The organism is Bradyrhizobium sp. OK095, from assembly GCF_900109945.1.
In the GTDB taxonomy this organism is placed as follows: domain Bacteria; phylum Pseudomonadota; class Alphaproteobacteria; order Rhizobiales; family Xanthobacteraceae; genus Bradyrhizobium.
Window position 1 is genome coordinate 294,653 of the sequence record NZ_FOBX01000001.1, and the last position, 20,105, is coordinate 314,757.

The window sequence follows — 20,105 nt, forward strand, 5'->3', positions numbered from 1 at the left end:
GCTTTAGCTCGCGCGCGAGGACAGCGCGTGATGCTCGATGGCGCCGGAGGGCCGCTGGCCGTTGCGGGCGAGCAGATGGGTGATGGTTTCGCGCAAGACCGGTTCGATCGGGCGCGGCGAATAGCCGAGCTCGTTACGGGCCTTGCCGATCGAAAGATCGCTCGCGGCGAGCGCAATGCGCACGCCCTCGGCAGTGCCGTTGGGCGGACGGCGCGTGATGCGATCGGAGATGGATTCCAGCATGATCGCGGAGAGCTCGGCGATCCTGCCGGGCACGACGACTGGATACTGCCGGCGGCCGCTCATCGCCGACATCATCCGCAGGATGTTGCCGAGCGGCACGCAGTCGCCACCGAGGATGTAGCGCTGGCCGAGGCGGCCGCGCTCCATGGTCAGCACGAGCCCCAGCGCGACGTCGCGGACATCGACGAGATTGACCAGGAAGTTGAGATGCGGCTGCACCTTTTTCTGGAGGAAGTACCAAAGCATCGCCGTCGGCGGCGTCAGATTGTGGTCGGCAGCACCAATCGGCATGGTCGGCGTGCCGATGACCAGAGGGAAGCCCGCGGCCGCGGCCTTCGCGGCAAAATGCTCGGCGAGCGACTTCGACCGCGTATAGGCGCCGGGCATGGCGTCGGCCGGCTGCAGTGCCTCCTCGGCGGCAGCGCCGCCCAGGTCCGAATAGGGGAACAGGATCGATTCCGTCGAGCAGTGCAGGAAGCGCGACACGCCGCGCTTCATCGCGGCTGCGAGCACGATCTCGGTGCCGCGGCAATTGACGTCGTGAAAGTCCTGCTTGTTGGCGACCCACATGCCGGGCAGGCCGGCGAGGTGATAGACCTGATCGACACCGGCAAACGCGGCCTCGACCGCGGCACCGTCCAGCACCGAGCCGTAGGCATATTCAACGTCGGCATTGGCCGCGGCCGGGGGACGGACATCAAGTACGCGTACCCGCTGCCCACGGGCGCGGAGCGCTTCTACGAGGTGATGTCCGATGAAGCCGCTGCCACCGGTAACCAGTACGAGAGCCATGCAGAAGGTTTACTGTTTCGCTTCAGACTATCGGGTTGAAAGGGAATTGGCCGGAACAGGCGCCAAAATCGCGGCAAGGTCGCGACGGAAGCCCAGTGCAATGAATAATTTTGCCATGACAAACATTGGTCCAAGCAGGAAATGCGCGGGGTGGTCCACCATCGACGGCTGCCGTTCCTCGAAAACCCTGTGGCCGACGATCTGCGCTGCGACGCCAAACCCGATCAGCACCGCAAAAATCGACCACATCATGACCATCGAGACCTGATTGCCGATCGCGGTTGCGACCGATAGCAGCACGATCATCGCCGCGAGGATGCCGAGGCCAATCCCGGCGTCCAGCATCAGCCAGTAGACCAGCACCGGCAGGGCCAAAATTACCGCCAGGCTCACCTCGACCCCGAACACGGAGAAATGCACCAGGCTGAGCGGCAGCACGGCGCCGGTGAAGAGCAGGAGGATGCCGACCACGTGCATCGCGCAGTTCCAGGGATCGCGATGATATTCGACGTAATCGGCCAGTTGGCGTTGGAAATAGCCAGCCATCTCGGTCTCGTGCAGCGTGGGGGCGGGAAGGACGAACAGAGGCTATAGCACCGGATAGGGCAGTGCACAAACCGGCGCTATTGTCGCGCGAAACCATGCTGTCGCGCTGTGAGACAGGTCACAAAACGGTCAGAACTTCAAAGGGTTCCGTCAGACGCCGAGGCGTGTTTGCTCAGTGCCTTTTGGCGGGCTTTTTCGCCGCAGGCGCGGGAGCCGCAGCCGGATGCGCGGGCGCCTCGTCGGGGACCTTGGCAAAGGTTGCGATTTGCAGCTGGCTGTTGACGACGGAGGTCGGCTTCGCGCGGTCGAGAAACTGCTCCTCGCCGAGGCCGATCGGATGCAGCCGCTTGGTCGAGATCTTGAACGTATTCACCAGCACGTCGCGGATCGCGTCGGCCCGGCGCTGGCTCAGGATCGCATTGGCCTCGCGCGTCTTCGTGTTGGATTCGACATGGCCGACGATCAGGAACGTGTAGGGCAGCAGCGAGGCATGAACCAGCGCGTCCGCGATGCGGCCGACGGTCTGGTAGGAGCCCGGCTGGATGATCGGCGTATCGGCATCGAACTGGATCTGCGTGGTGAAGGTCGGCAGGTTGGCCAGATCAGGCGCGATCAGCGGACGGTTCACCGGACCGGGATCGTTCTTGATCCTGGCCTTGGCACGCTCCATCACCTGCGTCTTCAGGGCGGGAAGGTCGACCTCGGCGGCCTCTTCGAAATGGTTGAGCTTGCCGACGATGTCGTCGCGGGTTGGCGGCGTCGTCTGCGCGCCTGCTGCGCCCGCGAGCAGGGCAAAGCCAAAAGTAATACCAAGCGTGATGGCAATTCTGGTCGCGCGCATCAGCGGTACCCCGCGTCGTCGACGGCCTTCAGGCAGTTGTTGCTGATGCCCTTGGGCGTCGAGATCAGGCAGGGGATCGACTTGCTGGTTTCCTTGGTCGAGCCGCCGCAGACCTTGACGATCTCGCGCTGGCAGGCGTTCGCCACGGCGACGCGCGCGGCGACGCGCTTCTGGATGGCGTCGAAGGCGCCGAGATAGTCGCTCGCGCACTGCTGGGACAGCACGTCGCGGTTGCGCGACAGGCATTCCTTCAGCCGGGTCGAGTCCGGGTTGACGCCGCGGCAATTGGCGACGATTTCCGCGCCGCAGCTCTTGGCCAGCAGCCCGAGCGAATCGCCAAAGCTCATGGTCTCCGCCGCGCTGAGCGACGGCATCCCCAATACCAGCAAGATCAGTGTGATGGAGCCCCGGACCATGGGTGCATCTGATACGGGGAAGTTCGCGATGGTCAAGGGCTGTTCGGACCAGAACTGTCGAAGGTCCGGCCAGTGCGGCGAACAGTCCTCACTCCGTCGGGTCGGCGAGGGGCGGCCATTCGATCAGGGCGACCGTGTGGTTCCTGATGTCGTCGGCAAATTCGGGGTCGGCCTCAAGCTCAGCCAAGGTCCTCGGCGGAGGAAGCTCGCGACCGTCCTCGGTCAGCTCCTGCGCGTAGAACGCGATCGCCTCGGGCGCACTCTCCAGAGCCTCGTCGACGTCGTCGCCACCAGAGACGCAGCCGGGAAGGTCGGGAAACCACACGCCAACGGCATCGTCCGGGCCGGCGTCCTCAATGATGGCAATGTAGTGGGCCATGCAGGGCTGATGTCCTCGAAGGTTGTGCCGCCGGGTCTGATTCAATTATGACTACCTCATCTGGGAGGTCCGCAATTGAGCAAATTGACTCTGGCCGAAGGCGCCGGCTCATTCCTGTTTCGTGATGATGGTGCCGTCCCCTCGCCACGAACGATGCGGGTTTTCTCATTTTGTCCCCGATCGAGCAATCGGCACACACGCATCATCGTGGCGATGCATGGCGTTGATCGTGCCGCCGCGGCGTTTCGCGATCTTCTCGCACCTCAAGCCGAACGCAATGAGCAAATCGTGCTGGTACCGGAGTTCGATCCGGATCAGTTCCCGGGCGTCCACGCGTACAATTTCGGCGGAGTGCGATTGCCGCCGCCAGATAACACGGTTTTGCCGCGCGATCATTGGAATTTCGGGGGTATCGACCGGCTGTTTCACTATGTTCGACATGCGATCGGGTCGAGCCGGGACACCTTCGGCCTGTTCGGCAATTCCGCGGGCGCTCAATATGTCCTGCGCTATCTCGCACTCAACGAGGCCGCCTCCATCGATCTGGCCGTTGCTGCCAATTGCGGCTGCTACATGCTGCCGAACCTCACCACGGAGTATCCTGATGGCATGGGAGGGATTGGTCTCAGCGCAAGTCATTTGCGGGGGTATCTGGGACGCCCGCTTGTCCTCCTGCTAGGTGACGCCGACAACGATCCTGAAGCTCCCGACCTGCCTCGGTGGGACGAGGCGATGGCTCAAGGGCCTCATCGCCTTGCGCGGGGTCTCTGGCATTTCCAACACTGCACGGAGTTGGCCAAAAGCCTTGGCGTCGCGCTGGGCTGGAGACTCGAAATTGTGCCCGGGGCCGGGCACGTCGATCAGCCGATTTACGACCAGGGAGCCAACATCTTGGACAGTTGAGCGGAAGGCTTGCTCACGCCCGCTGCACGAAACTGTCCACGACCTTCTTCTCGCCGGCCTTGTCGAAATGGATCGTGAGCTTGTTGCCATCGATCCTGGTGACGTGGCCGTAGCCGAATTTCTGGTGGAAGACGCGGTCGGAGAGCGAGAATTCGGACGTCGTGCCGGTGGATTTGGCGACCAGCTCGCCCTCGATCGTCATCGGCCCGCGGCGGCGCGAGGCGAAGCTGCCGAAATCAGGGCCGGATGATGAGGAGGACGAGAACGTCGAAGCCTGCTCCTCGAACCCGCCACTTTCACCGCCGGTACGACCGCCGCCCCGGTTGCGGTTGGCTTGCGCGCGTTGCCAGCCCGGGGTCGAATAGGTCGAGCCGAACGCCTCCATGTCGTCGAAGCGCGAGGCGCCGTAGCCACCGGTGCCGCCCCAGGCCGAGCCGCCCTTGGATTCGGTGATCTCGACATTGGCCGCCGGCAATTCGTCGAGGAAGCGCGACGGGATCGTGGTCGTCCAGGTGCCATGGATCCGGCGGTTGGTCGCGAAATAGATCATGGCGCGGCGGCGGGCGCGGGTGATGCCGACATGGCCGAGCCGGCGTTCTTCTTCGAGGCCGGCGCGGCCCTGTTCGTCCAGTGTGCGCTGGCTCGGGAACAGGCCTTCCTCCCAGCCGGGCAGGAACACGTTGTCGAATTCGAGACCCTTGGCCGAATGCAGCGTCATCAGCGACACCGCGTCTTCATCGGCGCCGCTGTCGCGGTCCATCACCAGCGAGATGTGCTCCAAAAACCCTTGCAGGTTCTCGAACTCCTCCATCGAGCGCACGAGTTCTTTCAAGTTCTCCAGCCGACCGGCGGCGTCCGCCGAGCGGTCCTTCTGCCACATCTCGGTGTAGCCGCTCTCGTCGAGCACGATCTGGCAGAGATCAGTGTGCGCGGTGACCTCGCGCTGGGCGCGCCAGCGGTCGAAATTGGCAACGACATCGCGTAGCGAGCCGCGCGCCTTCGGCTTCAGCTCGTCGGTCTCGACCACCGCGCGCGCTGCCTCGAACAGCGGAATGCGGCGCTTGCGGGCGTGGTCGTGCAGCATCTGCACGGTGGCGTCGCCAAGGCCGCGCTTGGGCGTGTTGACGATGCGCTCGAAGGCAAGATCGTCGGCCGGCGAATTGATCACGCGCAGATAGGCGAGAGCGTCGCGGACTTCGGCGCGCTCGTAAAAGCGCGGGCCGCCGATGACGCGATAGGGCAGGCCGAGCGTGACGAAGCGGTCTTCGAACTCGCGCATCTGGTAGGACGCGCGCACCAGGATCGCGATCTCGTTGAGTTTGTCGCCCTTGCGCTGGATCTGCTCGATCTCCTCGCCGATGCCGCGGGCTTCCTCTTCGGAATCCCACGAGCCCGTCACCGTGACCTTCTCGCCGTCATGATCCTCCGTGCGCAACGTCTTGCCGAGCCGGCCTTCATTGTGCGCGATCAGATGCGAGGCGGCGGCGAGGATGTGGCCGGTCGAGCGATAATTGCGTTCGAGGCGGATGACTTTTGCGCCGGGGAAATCGTGGTCGAAGCGCAGGATGTTGTCGACCTCGGCGCCGCGCCAGCCATAGATCGACTGGTCGTCGTCGCCGACGCAGCAGATGTTTTTGACAGGGGCCTTTTGCTCCCTCTCCCCGTCCTTAACGGGGTCGCGACGAGCTTCGCTCGCGCTGAGAGGGTCGGGGTGAGGGGCTGCCTCCACGAGCGCGGTGCTGGGAGAGTCCCCCTCACCCGCCGCGCTCTGCGCGTCGGTCTCTCCCCGCGCGCGGGGAGAGGCGAAGGGAGCGGACGACGGCGCCTGCGACAGCAGCCGCAGCCACAGATACTGCGCGACGTTGGTGTCCTGATATTCGTCGACCAGGATGAATTTGAAGCGCTGCTGGTATTGCCGCAGGACATCCGGATGCTCGCGGAAGATCCGGATGTCTTCGAGCAGCAGATCGCCGAAATCAGCGGCGTTCAAGATCTTTAGCCGCTCCTGGTAGCTCGCATAAAGCTTGCCGCCCTTGCCGTTGGCGAAGACGGCGCCTTCGCCTGAGGGCACCTGCGACGGCGTCAGGCCGCGGTTCTTCCAGCCGTCGATCAGTCCGGCCAGCATGCGCGCCGGCCAGCGCTTGTCGTCGATGTTGTCGGCCTGAAGCAACTGCTTCAGCAGCCTGACCTGGTCATCGGTGTCGAGCACCGTGAAATTCGATTTGAGCTGCGCCAGCTCGGCATGGGCGCGCAGGATGCGGCCGCCGATGGAGTGGAAGGTGCCGAGCCACGGCATGCCTTCCACTGCGTGTCCCAGCATCTGGCCGAGCCGGTGCTTCATCTCGCGCGCCGCCTTGTTGGTGAAGGTCACCGACAGGATCTCGGCGGGGCGGGCGCGGCCCTGGCTCAGGATGTGGGCAATGCGCGTGGTCAGCACGCGGGTCTTGCCGGTGCCGGCGCCGGCCAGCACCAGGACCGGGCCGTCCAGCGTCTCGACCGCCTCGCGCTGCTCCGGATTGAGCCCGGAGAGGTATTTCGGGCCCACCGAGGCGCGCGCACGCGCAGCGATACCGCCGGCTGCGGGCTGGTGGTCGGGGACGCCAGTGATCTTGCTCGGTTCGGTCATGCGAATCATTTGGCCCCACGTTGGCACCGCGGGGTGGTGGAAGGGGAGCCTTCATAACAGGGATTGATGCCTATATGGGGCGCCGGCGAGGGGTTTTCCACGTGCGCGGCGGGACGATTTGTTCCTCGCAGGAGGACGAATTTCCGGCGGCAGGCGGCCGGAACCAATGTTCCGAGTTGGAGATTGTTTGGGCAAGTGAGGCGCGTCAGTCGCGCCGATCGTCACTCAAACAGAGGTTCGGATCATGCTTAGCTGGGTTGTGACGTTTCTGGTTATCGCCCTGATTGCCGCCATCTTGGGCTTCGGCGGCCTCGCCGGCGCATCGATCGAAATCGCCAAGATCATCTTCTTCGTCGCCATCATCCTGTTCCTGGTCTCGGCCGTGGTCGGCCTGGCCCGCGGCCGAAGAATCTAGCGCGGTTATCCTCATGGTGAGGAGCGCGGAACGCGCGTCTCGAACCATGCAGGCCCGACTGTGGCCTTGCATCCTTCGAGACGCCCGCTTCGCGGGCTCCTCAGGATGAGGGGTTAGAGCATCACCGCTTCGAGGGCATCGCGACGTTCCGGCCGATGCCCTCGGGCCGTGCTACGGCGCTGTGGGCTTTGGTGACCGTTGAGACGCGCTGCTGGACATCGGGCGGAAACGGCCCAACGCGCCGGGCCGTCATATCCATATGCAGCGACATGTTCTCCGAGGTGGCCGATAGCCAGCCCTCGGTGCCATGCCGCATCTCCTCGAACGTGTGCAGCCGCTTGTCGTCGGCCTCGAGTAGCCACACCAGAATCTGCACGGGATCGCCGAGATGGATCTCGCGCAAATAGCGCACATGGCACTCGGCGGTGAAGGTCGAGCCGTGACGCTCTTTCTTGTAGGCCGGCCCCATCCCGAGCTCGAGCCAGAGCTCGTCGATGGCACGGTCGAACATCACGTTGTAATAGGCCATGTTGAGATGGCCGTTATAGTCGATCCATTGTGGCTCGATCTGCATGATCGATGAGCGGAACGGCTCGGCCTTGGCGGCTGTGACGGCACTCTCCGGCATGTTTCATTCCCTGCTATGCGTCCGGTCGCTTGACTTGACCGGTGAGATGTCCTTTGCCACGGTTCATCTCGTCGGGAGGAATGACCGTGGGCACCACCATCACCAATAATCCGCCGCGGCCGGCGCCGAAAGTCCTCGCGAGCGCGCTGGAGCAGCTTGCCGCCCGCTTCGGCAACCGCCTGATCACCTCGCAGGCCGTCCGCGAGCAGCACGGCCATACCACCACATGGATCGTCAACCAGCCGCCTGATGGCGTGGTGATGGCGCAGGACACCGCCGACATCCAGGACGTGGTGCGGATCTGCGCCAAGAACGGCGTGCCCGTCATTGCCTTCGGCACCGGCACCTCGCTCGAGGGCCAGGTCAACGCGCCCGCCGGCGGCATCTCGATCGATTTGCGCGACATGAACAAGGTGCTCGCGGTGCATGCCGAGGACCTCGACTGCGTGATCCAGCCCGGCGTCACCCGCAAGGCGCTCAACGAGCATCTGCGCGACCAGGGCCTGTTCTTCCCGATCGATCCCGGCGCGGATGCTTCCCTCGGCGGCATGGCCTCGACCCGCGCCTCCGGCACCAATGCGGTGCGCTACGGCACCATGCGCGACAGCGTGATCGCGCTGAAAGTCGTGCGTGGCGACGGCGAGATCATCACCACGGGCACGCGCGCCAAGAAATCCTCGGCGGGTTACGATCTGACGCATCTGTTCGTCGGCGCCGAAGGTACGCTCGGCATCATCTCGGAGCTGACCATTCGCCTCCGCGGCATCCCCGAGACGATCGCGGCTGGCGCGGTGTCGTTCGAGACCGTGCAGGGGGCGTGTCAGGCCGTGATCCTGGCGATCCAGACCGGCATTCCCGTGGCGCGCATCGAGCTGCTCAACGCCGCGCAGGTGCGGGCCTGCAACGCTTATTCCAAGCTGACGCTGCCGGAGACGCCGCTGTTGCTGATGGAATTCCACGGCAGCGAGATCGAGGTCGCCGAACAGTCGAAGGCCTTCGGCGAGATCGCCAAGGATTGCGGCGGCGGCGATTTCTCCTGGACCACCAAGCCGGAGGATCGCACTAAACTCTGGCAAGCGCGGCACGATGCCTATTGGTCCGTCAAGGCGCTGCGGCCTGGCGACAGCATCGGCGTGGTCGCGACCGACGTCTGCGTGCCGATCTCGCGGCTTGCCGATTGCGTCAACGAGACCGAGGAAGACCTCAAGCGGCTCAATCTGTTGTCGCCGATCGTCGGCCATGTCGGCGACGGTAATTTCCACTGCTCGCTGGTGTGTGACACCAACGATGCGGACGAGATGGCGCGCGGCGAGGAATTCATGCATCGCCTGGTCGAGCGCGCCCAGGCGATGGACGGCACCTGCACCGGCGAGCACGGCATCGGCCAGGGCAAGCAGAAATATCTCAAGGCCGAGCTCGGCCCCGAGGCGATCGATGCGATGCGGGCGCTGAAGAAGGCGCTCGATCCGCAAAACATCTTCAATCCCGGCAAGATCGTGCCGGAGGCATAGCGCGCGCCGCTATCGCCGTTTATGCTCGATCCATCAAACGGAGCGGGCAATGCGCTGGTTCGCGCGAAAGACGCGACACGACATCTGGGATGAAGCGATCGAAGGACCGCTCGGTGACATCGAGGCGGCCGATCGCATCCGCGCGATCTGCGAAGCCGCGGCCGCGAGCGCGGCCGCCTGCAACGACAAGCGCGAAAGCGAGCGCTACGAGCGCGCGGCAAAAGTCGCGATGGAAATCGCGATGAAGATCTCCGACGCGCTGATGCGCGACGACGCGGTGCATCGCATCGTCGATCTCTGCATGAAGGCGGACGACCTCAAGACCGCGCAAATCCTGTTTCGCGCGATCCACGCCAGCTGGATCCGCGAGGCGGTCCAGCGGGATCACCCGACGCTCGCGCAGTGAAGGCGGTTATTTCGCCAACTTCCGCACGGCCTCGTCGACGCTGTGGAACACGTGCTCCCGGGGCAGCACATCGAACAATTTGAACCGCTCGAACGCGTCCTGCGCGCGGACTGACTCCAGCCGCGCCAGCGCGACCGTGGCGCCCTGTTCGCTGCACGCCTTGAACACGTCGAGCAGGATCTGCGCAGCGGTGAAGTCGATCTCGACCATGCCGCTGGCCTCCAGCACCAGCAGTTGCGGCGTCGATGTATTGAGCACCTTGGTCACGTCGCTGCGAAAGCCCGGCGCGTTGAGGAAGGACAGCGGCGCCTGCAGCCCGATCACGGCGACGCCGGCGATGCGCTCGCCGGTGATGTGCGGATGCGCCGGCCACCAGATCGTGGTGCCCGGCACGCGCTCGAACTCTATCAGCCTGGCGCGTGTGGTGCTCCAGATGCCGTGCAGCAGCGACAGCACGATGCCGAGGAATGCACCCTGCTGGATCGGCAGCACGATGATCAGCGCCGCGGTCGCGACGATCAGCAGGAATTCGCTGAAGGACTGCCTGTAGATCGTGACGATCTGCTTCACGCGGATGATGCGCAGCGCCACGAACAGCAGGATGCCGCCGAGGGCTGCGTCCGGAACGTGCTGCAACAATCCGGTGCCGAATGCGAGCAGCGCCAGCACGATTGCTGCGGCGGCAAGGCCCGCGAGCTGCGATTGTCCGCCGGTCTCGGCAACGATGCCCGTTCGCGGCGGGCTGGCATTGACGGGAAAAGCACCGAACAGGCCGGCCAGCACGCTGCCGGCGCCCGCGCCGAGGAAGTCGCGATCGACATCGGCGGGCTTGTCGGGATCGGATGGGAACGAGCGTGTCGTCGCCGCGGTCTGCACCATCACCACGACCGTGATGACGAAGGCGAGCGGCACGAGGCGTACCCATAATTCCGGCGCAAGCTCTGGGAAGGTCGGCCGCGGCAGCGTGCCCGGCACGGTGCCGACGACGTTGATACCCTTGCTTTCGAGGCCGAGCGCGATGGTGGCCAGCGTCGCGGCGACCAGCCCGATCAACGCGCCCGGAATCTTTGCGCTGATCTTCTCGGAGATGAAGACCACGGCCAGCACGCCGAAGCCGATGCACAGTGTGAACGGATTGCTGTGGCCGATTTCGCCGGCGAGCACGCCAATACGATCGAGCGTCGGGCCGCCCGGTGATGGAAGCCCGAGCACACCAGGCAATTGCGAGACGATGATGTGGACCGAGATGCCGGCGAGGAAGCCGACCATGACCGGCACCGACAGGAGGTTCGCGATACCGCCAAGACGGAAGGCGCCGCCGGCGAGCATCATCGCGCCGACCATCAGCGCCAGCGCAATCGCAAGGCCCTGATAGTCGGGTGAGCCGGTGGCAGCGAGCGCCGCAAGTCCGCCGGCAAAAATCGGCGTGATCGTGGAGTCCGCGCCGCAGGACAGGAAGCGGTTGCCGCCGAGCAGCGCGAAGCCGAGCGATCCGGCCATGAAGGCGAAGAAGCCGATCTGCGGTGCGAACCCGCCGAGCCGTGCGGTCGCCATCTGCTCGGGGATCGCGATCGCCGCCAGCGTCAGCCCCGCCATGAGGTCGCCGGGCAGGGAGTAGGACGCGAGCGAGCGGAATAGCGGCCAGGCATGCTTGGCGTGAGCGTCGTGCGGCATCGATGAGAAATCCCCGGAAAGGCTGGTGTCGGTGGATCAGACTACTGCAATTCCGGAAGGTGTGCGTGTCCCGGACGCGGTGCGGCACGAAGTGCTGCTCCGCAGAGCCGGGACCCATCATGCCACTCAGTTCGCTGTCGCATGGGCCCCGGCTCTGCAGCGCACCGCCGAAGTGGCGCTACGCTGCGTCCGGCGCACGAGAGACGAGCGAGCAATGAGCTCAATACCTGCTGCGATAATTGTCGCCGCGTCCGTAGCCGCCACCGCCGCGACCGCCCATGCCCATGCCGAGACCGATCCCGATTCCGATACCAACGGCTTCGGGCGGTGGGCCGGGGGGCGGCGCGCGCTCGTAGACGACTTCGTCCGGCGGAGGAGCCGCCCGGCGCTTCGGTGGCGCGTCGACGACCTTGCGCTTCGGCGGGGTGTCGTCGACGCGCTTCCTGATCACAGGCGCAACCGTTGGGTTGACCGGCGAGGCTGGCGGCGTGGGCGTCGAGCACGGGCAGGTCGGCGCCATGGCGACGGCGACCGGAGCAGGGATCGCAGCAGCTGCAACCGGCAAGGCATAGTTGCGGTTCTGCACGCGGAGCAGCAGCCGGCGCGCGGTTGCGGCGAGGTCGCTGTTGTCCCAGTTGGACAGATACGCCTCGAACGAGGCGCGGGTGTTGATCGCGGTGGCACGCTCCCAGGCCAGCATCTGGCGCCGGCGCTCCAGGATGGTGCGCAGGCGCGGCGTGTAGGAGGCTTGTGCGTAGAGCTCGATATAGGCCTGATAAGCCTCCACGGTGTCGTCGGTGATCACGAGCTCATAGGCGACCTTCGGCTCCTTGCCCTGCAAATCCTTGCGCCAGTCGGCTATGCTGCGCGCGCCGCTGGCGAGCGCCATGGAGGATGCGCCGGGAATGGGAGGCTGCTGGTTGCTGCTCTCGCCGCCGAAGAATTTGAAGTCGGTCGTCAGCGAGGAGCTTTCCCAGGGGATCTGGCGGCCGTCGGTCGATTGCGCAACCGAGATGCGGATGCGCTTGAACACTTCCTCGATCGGGATGTTCGGTTGTTTCGCGACGGAGAGCGCAGCGGTGGTGTAGGGGCTGTCGGCACCGGAGCCGTCTTCGGCCTCCGAACCGGGCGAGGTCGAATAGGAGATGAAGGAGCCGGGCGCGCCGGCCTTGGTGTCGACGATCGCAAGCCCGTGGCCGGCGCCGCTAAGGGCGGGGAACGGATTGTTGCGGCAGGCATCGAGCATGAAGATGCGCGCCCGCGTCGGCAGCGCACCGAGCGTGTTGAGCAAATCGTTCAGCCGCACGCCTTGCAGCGGAATGTCGGCCTCGCGCTTGGGATCGAGATCGACCGGAACCAGATAGTTCTCGCCGTCGATTTGCAAGCCGTGGCCGGCGTAGAACACCAGCGCGACCGTGTCGGCGCCGCTGGCGCTGACCTTGCCGGCGAAATCCGAGATCGCCTGACGCATGTCGTTCTGGCCGAGATTGGCCGCGCTGGTGACGGTGAAGCCGGCATTGCCGAGCAACTCCGTCATGCCTTTGGCGTCGTTGGCGGCGTTGGGCAGCTCCGGCACGGTGCGATAGGCGGATTGCCCGATCACCAGCGCGAGCCGCGCTTCGGCCGCGGCATCTGTCGGCGTCATCAATTGCGTAAGCGCAAGAAGGCTGGAGGCAAGGAATAAATTGCGAAGGACTGGACGGGGCATAGTGTCTCCTCCATCGGCAATGCGCGCGAGGATGTCACCTTTTCTAGATCGCCGCCACGAGTCTGTCTGTGCGCTATCTCACGCTGCGAGCTGCGGCAAAATGGGGCAGCGAGCCTGCCTGAGTTGGCGCGTCAGACCGTGCTTCGTCACAACAGTCCGCGGTCCCAGGGTGGATCAGGCGCAAAACGCGCGGCGAGAAAGTCGATGAAGGCGCGCACTTTAGCCGGTGGCCGGCGATCGGGCAGGTAGACGGCATGCACGGCCGAGGTCTGGATTTCCGGCTGGTCGAGCGGAAGCGCGACCAGCGTGCCGGCGTGCAGATCGTCGGCGATGATGAAGGTCGGCTGCCGCGCCAGCCCAAGGCCGGCCAGCGTCGCCGCGCGCAGCGCATCGCCATTGTTGGCGCGCAAGGTGCCGCTGATTTGGACGCGGATCTCGCCATCCGCGCCGAACAGCCATTCCGCCGCGCTCGCCTGCTGCGAGAGCGTGTAGCCGAGACAATTATGCGCGGCGAGGTCGGCGACGCTGCGCGGCGTGCCGTGCTTTTCGAGGTATGAGGGCGCGGCGCAGACCACCAGGCGGTTCGGTGCGAGCCGCCGGGCGACCATGCTGGAGTCGCGCAGCTTGCCGATGCGGATCGCGAGGTCCCAGCCTTCGTCGGCGAGGTCGACGAGGCGGTCGTTGAGGCCGAGCTCGACGGTGACCTCGGGATGCCGTTCCGAAAATTCGGCGATCGCAGGCGCGATCTGCCGCGTCCCGAATACGACGGGCACGTTGACCCGCAGCAGCCCACGCGGCTCGACGCGTTCGCGCGCGATCGCGGAATCGGCGGCCTCCATGTCGGCGAGGATGCGCTCGGAGGATTCCAGATAGCTCCGTCCGGCTTCGGTGATGGAGAGACGCCGCGTGGTGCGGTGGAACAGTTTGGTACCGAGCCGCGCCTCCAGCGCGGCGAGATGCTTGGTCACCATGGTCTGCGACAGGCCCATGGCCCGGGCCGCGCCCGAGAGGCTGCCGATCGCCGCCACCTTGGCGAAGACCTCCAGGCTGGTCAGCCGGTCGAGCATTCATCTCACTCTATTGGTGTGAAGTATAATTCCAAAATAGCTGATTATCATCTTAATGGGAATAGATCATAGCGCAGTGCAGCAAAGGAGACCGCCATGATCGATTCCCGTACCGCCCCCTACGCCGCGCTCGTGCTGCGCGTGACGCTGGGCGCACTCTTCCTCGCCCATGCCAGCCTGAAGCTGTTCGTGTTCACGCCCGCCGGCACCGCAAAGTTCTTCGGCAGCCTCGGCTTCCCGCCGGAGCTCGCTTATCTCATCATGACCGTGGAAGTGCTGAGCGGGTTCGCCCTGATCCTCGGCGTCTGGACCCGCTATGCGGCGCTGGCCGGCATTCCGATTCTGCTCGGCGCGATCTTCACCGTGCACGGCGCCGCCGGCTTCTTCTTCACCAATCCGAAGGGCGGCTGGGAATTCCCCGCCTTCTGGGCGATCGCGCTCGCGGCGCAGGCCCTGCTCGGCGACGGCGCCTATGCGCTGCGTCCCTCCCGCGATGTCGCGGCGGCAAGCGGGCAGCTCAGCGGCGCACATTCGCGCTGACGTCACCGCCTCGTTCGAACATGAGAGCTGCGGGGCACGAATCCCGCAGCTCTTTTTTTGCTGCGTCCAAATCCATCTGCGTTCGGCATTGATCCATACCGAAATTGGATCGATCTGCGTCAATCTTGCATGGCAGGCCTTGTCGCTGCCGTGCGGCATGATCGAAAACAGCTATAAATAGAGGCGTTCCGCTGCGGTCTCTGCCGATGCGCCGGCTGCTCGCGCTATCGTGGCACCCCGGCCGCGTCCCTTGCCTGTGCCGTCGCTTTGGCCATACAGTCCGCGCAACAGGCCACGGCAACGATCGCGGCCGTAAACAAAAATATCGGGGAGAGACCGCACCATGACCATCGTGCCCGTGAACCGTCGCGCGTTCATCAAGTCATCGGCGGCGGTCACCGCCGGCCTCGTGCTCTCTCCCGCGATCATCGGCCGCGCCGAAGCTGCGACACTGAAGCTGAAATGCTCCTCCTCGCTGCCGAACGATCCGAAATTCGCCAACGGCCGCGTCTATTACGACAACCTCGTCAAGAATTTGAAGGGCAACGGGCTCGGCGAGCAGGTCGAGGTCGCCTTCTTCCCGGACAATCAGCTTGGCCAGGAGATCGACGTCATCAATTCGGTGAAGCTCGGCGTCATCGACCTCATGGTGTCGGGCTCGTCGATCTCGGCCAATCTGGTGCCGCTGGTCGGCACCTTCGATCTCGGCTTTCTGTTCTCGAGCTTCCCGCAGCAGACCAAGGCGTTCGATTCCGGTGCCGCCAAGCCGATCGAGGACGCGCTGCTCAAGGGCAGCAACATCCGCATCATCGCCTGGGCCTACAATTTCGGCTCGCGCAGCGTGCTGGCGAGGAAGCCGGTGAAGACGCCTGAAGATCTCGCCGGCCTGAAAATCCGCACGCTGCCCAACCCCGTCATCACGGAATGCCTGCGACTGATGGGCGCTGCCGCGACGCCGCTGGCGTTCGGCGAAATCTACACGGCATTGCAGGCCGGCGTGCTGGATGGCCTGGAGCATGATCCGCCGACGATCCTCGCCAGCAAGTTCTTCGAGACGGCAAAATTCTATGCGCTGACGCAGCACAATTTCTCGCCGCTCGCGATCTACTTCAGCGACATGACCTACAACCGCATGGACCCGAAGCTGCGCGACGGCTTTCTCGATGCCGCCAAGAAGGCTGCGGTCGACACCCGTGCGCATGGGCTCGCGGTCGAGAAGGAAGCGCTGGCGGCCTTGACCGAGAAGGGCGTGACCGTGGCTGAATGCGACCGCGAAGCCTTCAGGAAGCGCGTGGCGCCGCAGCACGAGAACTTCATCAAGGCGCGGCCGGACTCCAAGGCCGTCATCGACATCATCCGCGCGACGCAAGCTTGAGATGACGATAACAGCCACCGTGCCGCTCTCGGGCGGCCGCCACGGGAGCATTGCGCTGCTGCTTCGCCTCTGCGACGCGATCGCGGCCATTCTGCTGGCCGCCGATCTCGCGGTCGTGTGCGGCTCCGTGCTGCTGCGCTTCTGCTTCAATGCGCCGGTCGAATGGTCGGATGATGTCGCGCGCGGCCTGATGGTCGGCTCCGCATTCTTTGGCGCTGCGAGCGCACTCGCGCGCGGCGAGAATGTCGGCGTGTCGTTCTTCCGCGACCTGTTGCCGCTACGGCTGCGCGCCCTGGTCGATGCCGCCGGCGCGCTGCTGATCGTGCTGATCTCGGGCTATGTCGCCACTAACGCGATCAAGCTGGGATCGCTCACCGCCGGCCAGACCACCGGCTCCGGCCTGCCGCTGGAATTGACCTTCTATCCGATGGGCGTCGGCGCGGTGTTCATGACGGTGTTCGCGATCGACCATCTCTGTGCGCGGCCGCTCCCCGACATCGTCAGGGGCCTCGTTGCGATCGTCATCGTCACCGGCCTTTATCTCACCTGGGATTATCTGTCGCCGTCGACGGTGCCGTCGGCGGGCACGCTGATGCTGATCGGATTCTTCGCAACCCTGTTCGGCGGATTGCCGATCGGCTTTGCGCTGGCGTTGGCCGCGCTGGTCTTCATCTGGGTCGAGGGCGCGCTGCCCGGCGTCATCTTCGCCCAGCAGATGGCGCGCGGCATCGACAATTTCGTGCTGCTCGCGATCCCCTTCTTCATCCTCGTCGGCTATCTGATGGAAGCCAACGGGATGTCGGTGCGCCTGATCGAGCTGTTGCAGCGCGGCGTTGGGCGCATGCGCGGCGGTCTGAACGTCGTGATGGTGGCCTCGATGGTGCTGTTCTCCGGCATCTCAGGCTCGAAGATGGCAGACGTTGCCGCGGTCGGCTCCGTGCTGATCCCGGCCGCGCGCCGCTCGAAGCAGAATCCGGGTGGCGCAGTGGCATTGCTCGCCGCGTCCGCGGTGATGGCGGAAACCATTCCGCCCTGCATCAATTTGATCATCCTCGGCTTCGTCGCAAACCTGTCGATCGGCGGCCTGTTCATGGCGGGGCTGCTGCCGGCGGCGCTGATGGCGCTGGTCCTGATCGCGGTGTCCATCATCTTCGGCAAGCCGCCGGCGGAGGCCGAGGACATCGAGCCCCAGGCACCCGTGTCGGGCCTGTGGAGCGGCGCGATCGCCGCGTTCGGCCTGATCTTCATGATCTTCTTCGGCTTCAAGAGCGGCTTTGCCACCGCGACCGAAATCTCCGCCTTTGCCGTGGCCTATGCGCTCGTCGTCGGCAGTCTCGTATTCCGCGAGCTCAGCTTCAAATCGGCCGCGCACAGTTTTGTCCAGGCCGCGACGCGCGCGGGACTCGTGCTGTTCATCGTCGCCGCCGCGCAGTCGCTGGCGTTCACGCTGACCCTGCAGCAGGTGCCGCATGCGGTCGGCGATTTCATGCTTGGATTGTCCAAGACGTCAGGCACCTGGCTGTTCATCCTGCTCGCGATCGGCGTGCTGATCGTGATGGGCTCGGTGCTGGAGGGCGCCGCCGCGCTGATCATCTTCGGGCCGCTGCTGTTGCCGGTCGCCGTGCAGCTCGGGATCGATCCCCTGCATTTCGGCGTAGTGCTCGTCATCGCGATGGGTATCGGCCTGTTCGCGCCGCCGCTCGGGCTCGGGCTCTACGGTGCCTGCCTGATCGGCAACGTGCCGATCGAGCAGACGGTGAAGCCGATCATGGGCTATCTTGGCCTGCTGACGTTGTGCCTGCTCGTCATCGCCTTCGTGCCATGGCTCTCGACCGCGCTGCCGCGGGCATTCGGCTACTGAAGGAGTTTTGCCGTGAAGGTCCTGCTCGCGCACACGCCGGAGATGCGGCGCAATTACTACGGCGATCGCAGCCTCAACGGTCTTCGCGCGACAGCGGAGGTGATCCTGCATGAGAGCGACGATACTCTCGACGCAGCCAGCCTCGTGCGTGCGGCGAAAGATGCCGACATCATCGTAGCCGATCGCATGACCGAAGGCCGCGGCGAGATCTTTGCGCAACTGCCGCGCCTGCGTGCCTTCGTCCGCTGCGCGGTTGATATCCGTAACGTCAATGTGGAATCAGCCTCGCAAGCCGGCGTGCTCGTGACCCGCGCCGGTCCCGGCTTTGTGCAGGCGGTGGCCGAGCTCGCGATCGGCTACATGGTCGATCTCTCCCGCGGCGTGTCGCGGGCGACGGCGGACTATCATGCCGGCCGCAAGGTCGAGGCGCGGATGGGCCGGCAGCTCGCCGGCAGCAAGATCGGCATCATCGGCTATGGCAGCATCGGGCGTTATCTTGCCGAGATCGCAAAAGTGATGCGCATGGAGGTGCTGGTCGCAGATCCCTTCGCTGACGTCAGCGACAGCGCCATCCGGCAGGTCAGTCTCGACGATCTTCTCTCTGCCTCTGACTATGTCGTCTGCCTCGCGGTCGCCAACGAGCAGACCGAGAATCTGATCGGCGAGGCGGCGCTGGCGCGCATGCAGACGCACGCTGTCTTCATCAATCTCTCCCGTGGCAATCTCGTCGATGAGGCCGCGCTCGCCAGGGCGCTGCGCGAGAATCGCATCGCCGGCGCGGCCATGGATGTCGGCCGTGCATCCGACCAGATGCCGGCACCGGAGCTGGCGATGCTTCCGAACGTCGTCGCCACGCCGCATGTCGGCGGCCTGACGCCGCAGGCGATCGAATATCAGTCGCTGGAAACCGTGCGGCAGGTGGAAGCGATCGTCAAAGGCGAGGTGCCGGTCGGTGCGGTCAATGCCGACCGCTGGACACGGCGGCCTTAAAGCCGGTCCACCGCCCTGAACGTCCCGTCTTTCTGGATCACCGTCAAAAACACTTTTGGCGGTGTGTCGATCGCACGGATGCCGACGGTGACGATGCTGCCGCTGATGTCGAAGCGGCCGACATCGTTGATGGCGCGCAAGAGGCTGGCGCGCGTCGGTTGCGGTCCGGCCTTTTCCAGCGCCGCGGCCGCGAGGCGGCCGGAGAGATAGCCTTCGAGCGACACGAAGTCCGGCGTCAGCGTCGGGTCGAACGCCTTTTGCGCCGCCTGGTAGTCGGCGACGAGTTTGAGCGAGCGATCCCAGGGAAACGGCACCACCTGCGAGACGATGACGCCTTCGCCATCGGGACCGAGCTCCTTGGCGAGCGCGTTGGCGCCGACGAAGGAGATGTTGACGAAGGTCGGATAGGCGCCGCTGCGATGCGCGAGCTTGATGAACTCGGCGCAGGGCCCGTAGGTGCCCACCATGACGATGGCCTCGGGCTCGGCGCGCTTGATCATCCGCCAGGCCGAGGCGACGGCGCGGGTGTTGCGCTCAAAAGTGCCTTCGGCGGCAAGCTCGAGGCCGCGCTTGGCAAGCGCGCGCTTCACGCCGGCAAGACCGTCACGGCCGAACGAATCGTCCTGGTAGAAGATGCCGATGCGGGTGAACTTGCGATCCTCGGTGAGGTGCTTGATCCAGGCCTCGGCCTCGGCGCCGTAGCTGGCGCGGATGTTGACGACATTGGCGAGCTCGAGGTCGCGCAGGAACTCGGCGCCGGTGAACGGACCGATGAAGGGAACGTTCCGGGCGCTGGTGATCGGTATCGTCGCCATCGCGGTCGGCGTGCCCACCGCGCCGATCAGCGCGAACACCTTGTCCTTCTCGATCAGCTGCAGCGTCTGCGCCACCGAGCGATCGGGATCGTAGCCGTCGTCACGGCTGATGAGCTGGAGCTTGCGGCCGTGGACGCCGCCTTTCTCGTTGATCTCGGTGAACGCCGCGACGATGCCCTGCCGCATCCGCTGTCCGAGCACGGAGGAGGGGCCTTCGAGCACGGCTGCCTGGCCGAACAGGATCGCATCGTCGCTGATGCCGGCCTCGTCGCCCTTCGCAGGCAGCATGGCCGTGGCCAGCCATGCGATGGTCAAGGCGAGGCATGTCGCGGATCGCGATCGTGTCATGAGAATGCTTGCCGGATGCAG

General features: G+C 65.1%; 19 protein-coding genes. 8 read left to right on the top strand and 11 right to left on the bottom strand.

The features are described 5' to 3' along the window. Positions 1-3: 3 nt before the first annotated feature. The 5 genes from BMW89_RS01435 to BMW89_RS01450 all read right to left on the bottom strand — a co-directional run bounded on the left by BMW89_RS01435 (position 4) and on the right by BMW89_RS01450 (position 3,217). Entirely contained in the window at positions 4-1,035 is a 1,032-nt protein-coding gene (locus BMW89_RS01435) for an NAD-dependent epimerase/dehydratase family protein (RefSeq protein ID WP_092021961.1), read from the bottom strand. Positions 1,036-1,062: 27 nt separating this feature from the next. Continuing rightward, a complete protein-coding gene (locus tag BMW89_RS01440; protein ID WP_092021963.1) occupies positions 1,063-1,581 on the bottom strand; it encodes an Mpo1 family 2-hydroxy fatty acid dioxygenase in 519 nt (172 codons plus the stop codon). A 172-nt stretch (positions 1,582-1,753) separates the two neighbouring features. Then, a complete protein-coding gene (locus tag BMW89_RS37680; protein WP_177195768.1) occupies positions 1,754-2,422 on the bottom strand; it encodes an OmpA family protein in 669 nt (222 codons plus the stop codon). After that, the gene (locus tag BMW89_RS37685) at positions 2,422-2,838 is read right to left on the bottom strand and encodes a hypothetical protein (protein WP_177195769.1); all 417 of its coding nucleotides are present in this window, start codon (positions 2,836-2,838) and stop codon (positions 2,422-2,424) included. The genes BMW89_RS37680 and BMW89_RS37685 overlap by 1 nt, the downstream gene beginning before the upstream one ends. A gap of 88 nt (positions 2,839-2,926) precedes the next feature. Next, positions 2,927-3,217, bottom strand: a complete 291-nt coding sequence (locus tag BMW89_RS01450; protein WP_092021967.1) for a type II toxin-antitoxin system HicB family antitoxin — start codon at positions 3,215-3,217, stop codon at positions 2,927-2,929. 75 nt (positions 3,218-3,292) lie between these two features. Between BMW89_RS01450 and BMW89_RS01455 the strand changes: the two genes are divergently transcribed. Next, positions 3,293-4,120, top strand: coding sequence for a hypothetical protein (locus tag BMW89_RS01455; protein ID WP_143062686.1), 828 nt, complete (start codon positions 3,293-3,295; stop codon positions 4,118-4,120). Positions 4,121-4,133: 13 nt separating this feature from the next. On the opposite strand, the gene BMW89_RS01460 is transcribed toward BMW89_RS01455, so the two are convergent. Continuing rightward, the gene (locus BMW89_RS01460) at positions 4,134-6,755 is read right to left on the bottom strand and encodes an ATP-dependent helicase (protein ID WP_092021971.1); all 2,622 of its coding nucleotides are present in this window, start codon (positions 6,753-6,755) and stop codon (positions 4,134-4,136) included. Positions 6,756-6,990: 235 nt separating this feature from the next. On the opposite strand from BMW89_RS01460, the gene BMW89_RS01465 reads away from it, so the two are divergent. After that, positions 6,991-7,161, top strand: coding sequence for a DUF1328 domain-containing protein (locus BMW89_RS01465; RefSeq protein ID WP_092021975.1), 171 nt, complete (start codon positions 6,991-6,993; stop codon positions 7,159-7,161). Between the two features lie 121 nt (positions 7,162-7,282). Here the strand turns inward: BMW89_RS01465 and BMW89_RS01470 are convergent, their stop codons facing one another. After that, positions 7,283-7,789, bottom strand: coding sequence for a thioesterase family protein (locus BMW89_RS01470; protein ID WP_092021977.1), 507 nt, complete (start codon positions 7,787-7,789; stop codon positions 7,283-7,285). Between the two features lie 86 nt (positions 7,790-7,875). On the opposite strand from BMW89_RS01470, the gene BMW89_RS01475 reads away from it, so the two are divergent. Both BMW89_RS01475 and BMW89_RS01480 read left to right on the top strand, forming a co-directional pair. After that, entirely contained in the window at positions 7,876-9,300 is a 1,425-nt protein-coding gene (locus BMW89_RS01475) for an FAD-binding oxidoreductase (protein ID WP_092023303.1), read from the top strand. A gap of 49 nt (positions 9,301-9,349) precedes the next feature. Then, the gene (locus BMW89_RS01480) at positions 9,350-9,706 is read left to right on the top strand and encodes a hypothetical protein (RefSeq protein WP_092021979.1); all 357 of its coding nucleotides are present in this window, start codon (positions 9,350-9,352) and stop codon (positions 9,704-9,706) included. Positions 9,707-9,712: 6 nt separating this feature from the next. Here the strand turns inward: BMW89_RS01480 and BMW89_RS01485 are convergent, their stop codons facing one another. The 3 genes from BMW89_RS01485 to BMW89_RS01495 all read right to left on the bottom strand — a co-directional run bounded on the left by BMW89_RS01485 (position 9,713) and on the right by BMW89_RS01495 (position 14,155). Further along, positions 9,713-11,380, bottom strand: a complete 1,668-nt coding sequence (locus BMW89_RS01485; RefSeq protein WP_092021981.1) for a SulP family inorganic anion transporter — start codon at positions 11,378-11,380, stop codon at positions 9,713-9,715. 220 nt (positions 11,381-11,600) lie between these two features. Further along, on the bottom strand, positions 11,601-13,088 hold the full coding sequence (locus BMW89_RS01490) for a caspase family protein (RefSeq protein ID WP_092021983.1): 1,488 nt from the start codon (positions 13,086-13,088) through the stop codon (positions 11,601-11,603). Positions 13,089-13,234: 146 nt separating this feature from the next. After that, on the bottom strand, positions 13,235-14,155 hold the full coding sequence (locus BMW89_RS01495; RefSeq protein ID WP_092021986.1) for a LysR family transcriptional regulator: 921 nt from the start codon (positions 14,153-14,155) through the stop codon (positions 13,235-13,237). 96 nt (positions 14,156-14,251) lie between these two features. Here BMW89_RS01495 and BMW89_RS01500 point away from each other — a divergent pair, with 96 nt between their 5' ends. The 4 genes from BMW89_RS01500 to BMW89_RS01515 all read left to right on the top strand — a co-directional run bounded on the left by BMW89_RS01500 (position 14,252) and on the right by BMW89_RS01515 (position 18,921). Continuing rightward, positions 14,252-14,695 (top strand): DoxX family protein, encoded by a 444-nt coding sequence (locus BMW89_RS01500; RefSeq protein WP_092021988.1) that lies wholly within the window; start codon positions 14,252-14,254, stop codon positions 14,693-14,695. A 343-nt stretch (positions 14,696-15,038) separates the two neighbouring features. Continuing rightward, complete coding sequence (locus BMW89_RS01505) at positions 15,039-16,070, top strand: TRAP transporter substrate-binding protein (RefSeq protein WP_092021990.1); 1,032 nt, start codon at positions 15,039-15,041, stop codon at positions 16,068-16,070. Between the two features lies 1 nt (position 16,071). Continuing rightward, positions 16,072-17,931 (top strand): TRAP transporter large permease, encoded by a 1,860-nt coding sequence (locus BMW89_RS01510; protein WP_092021992.1) that lies wholly within the window; start codon positions 16,072-16,074, stop codon positions 17,929-17,931. A 12-nt stretch (positions 17,932-17,943) separates the two neighbouring features. Further along, the gene (locus BMW89_RS01515) at positions 17,944-18,921 is read left to right on the top strand and encodes an NAD(P)-dependent oxidoreductase (protein ID WP_092021994.1); all 978 of its coding nucleotides are present in this window, start codon (positions 17,944-17,946) and stop codon (positions 18,919-18,921) included. On the opposite strand, the gene BMW89_RS01520 is transcribed toward BMW89_RS01515, so the two are convergent. Next, positions 18,918-20,084 carry an ABC transporter substrate-binding protein gene (locus tag BMW89_RS01520; protein WP_092021996.1) on the bottom strand — a complete coding sequence of 389 codons (1,167 nt, stop codon included), beginning with the start codon at positions 20,082-20,084 and terminating at the stop codon, positions 18,918-18,920. The genes BMW89_RS01515 and BMW89_RS01520 overlap by 4 nt on opposite strands. Positions 20,085-20,105 lie beyond the last annotated feature (21 nt).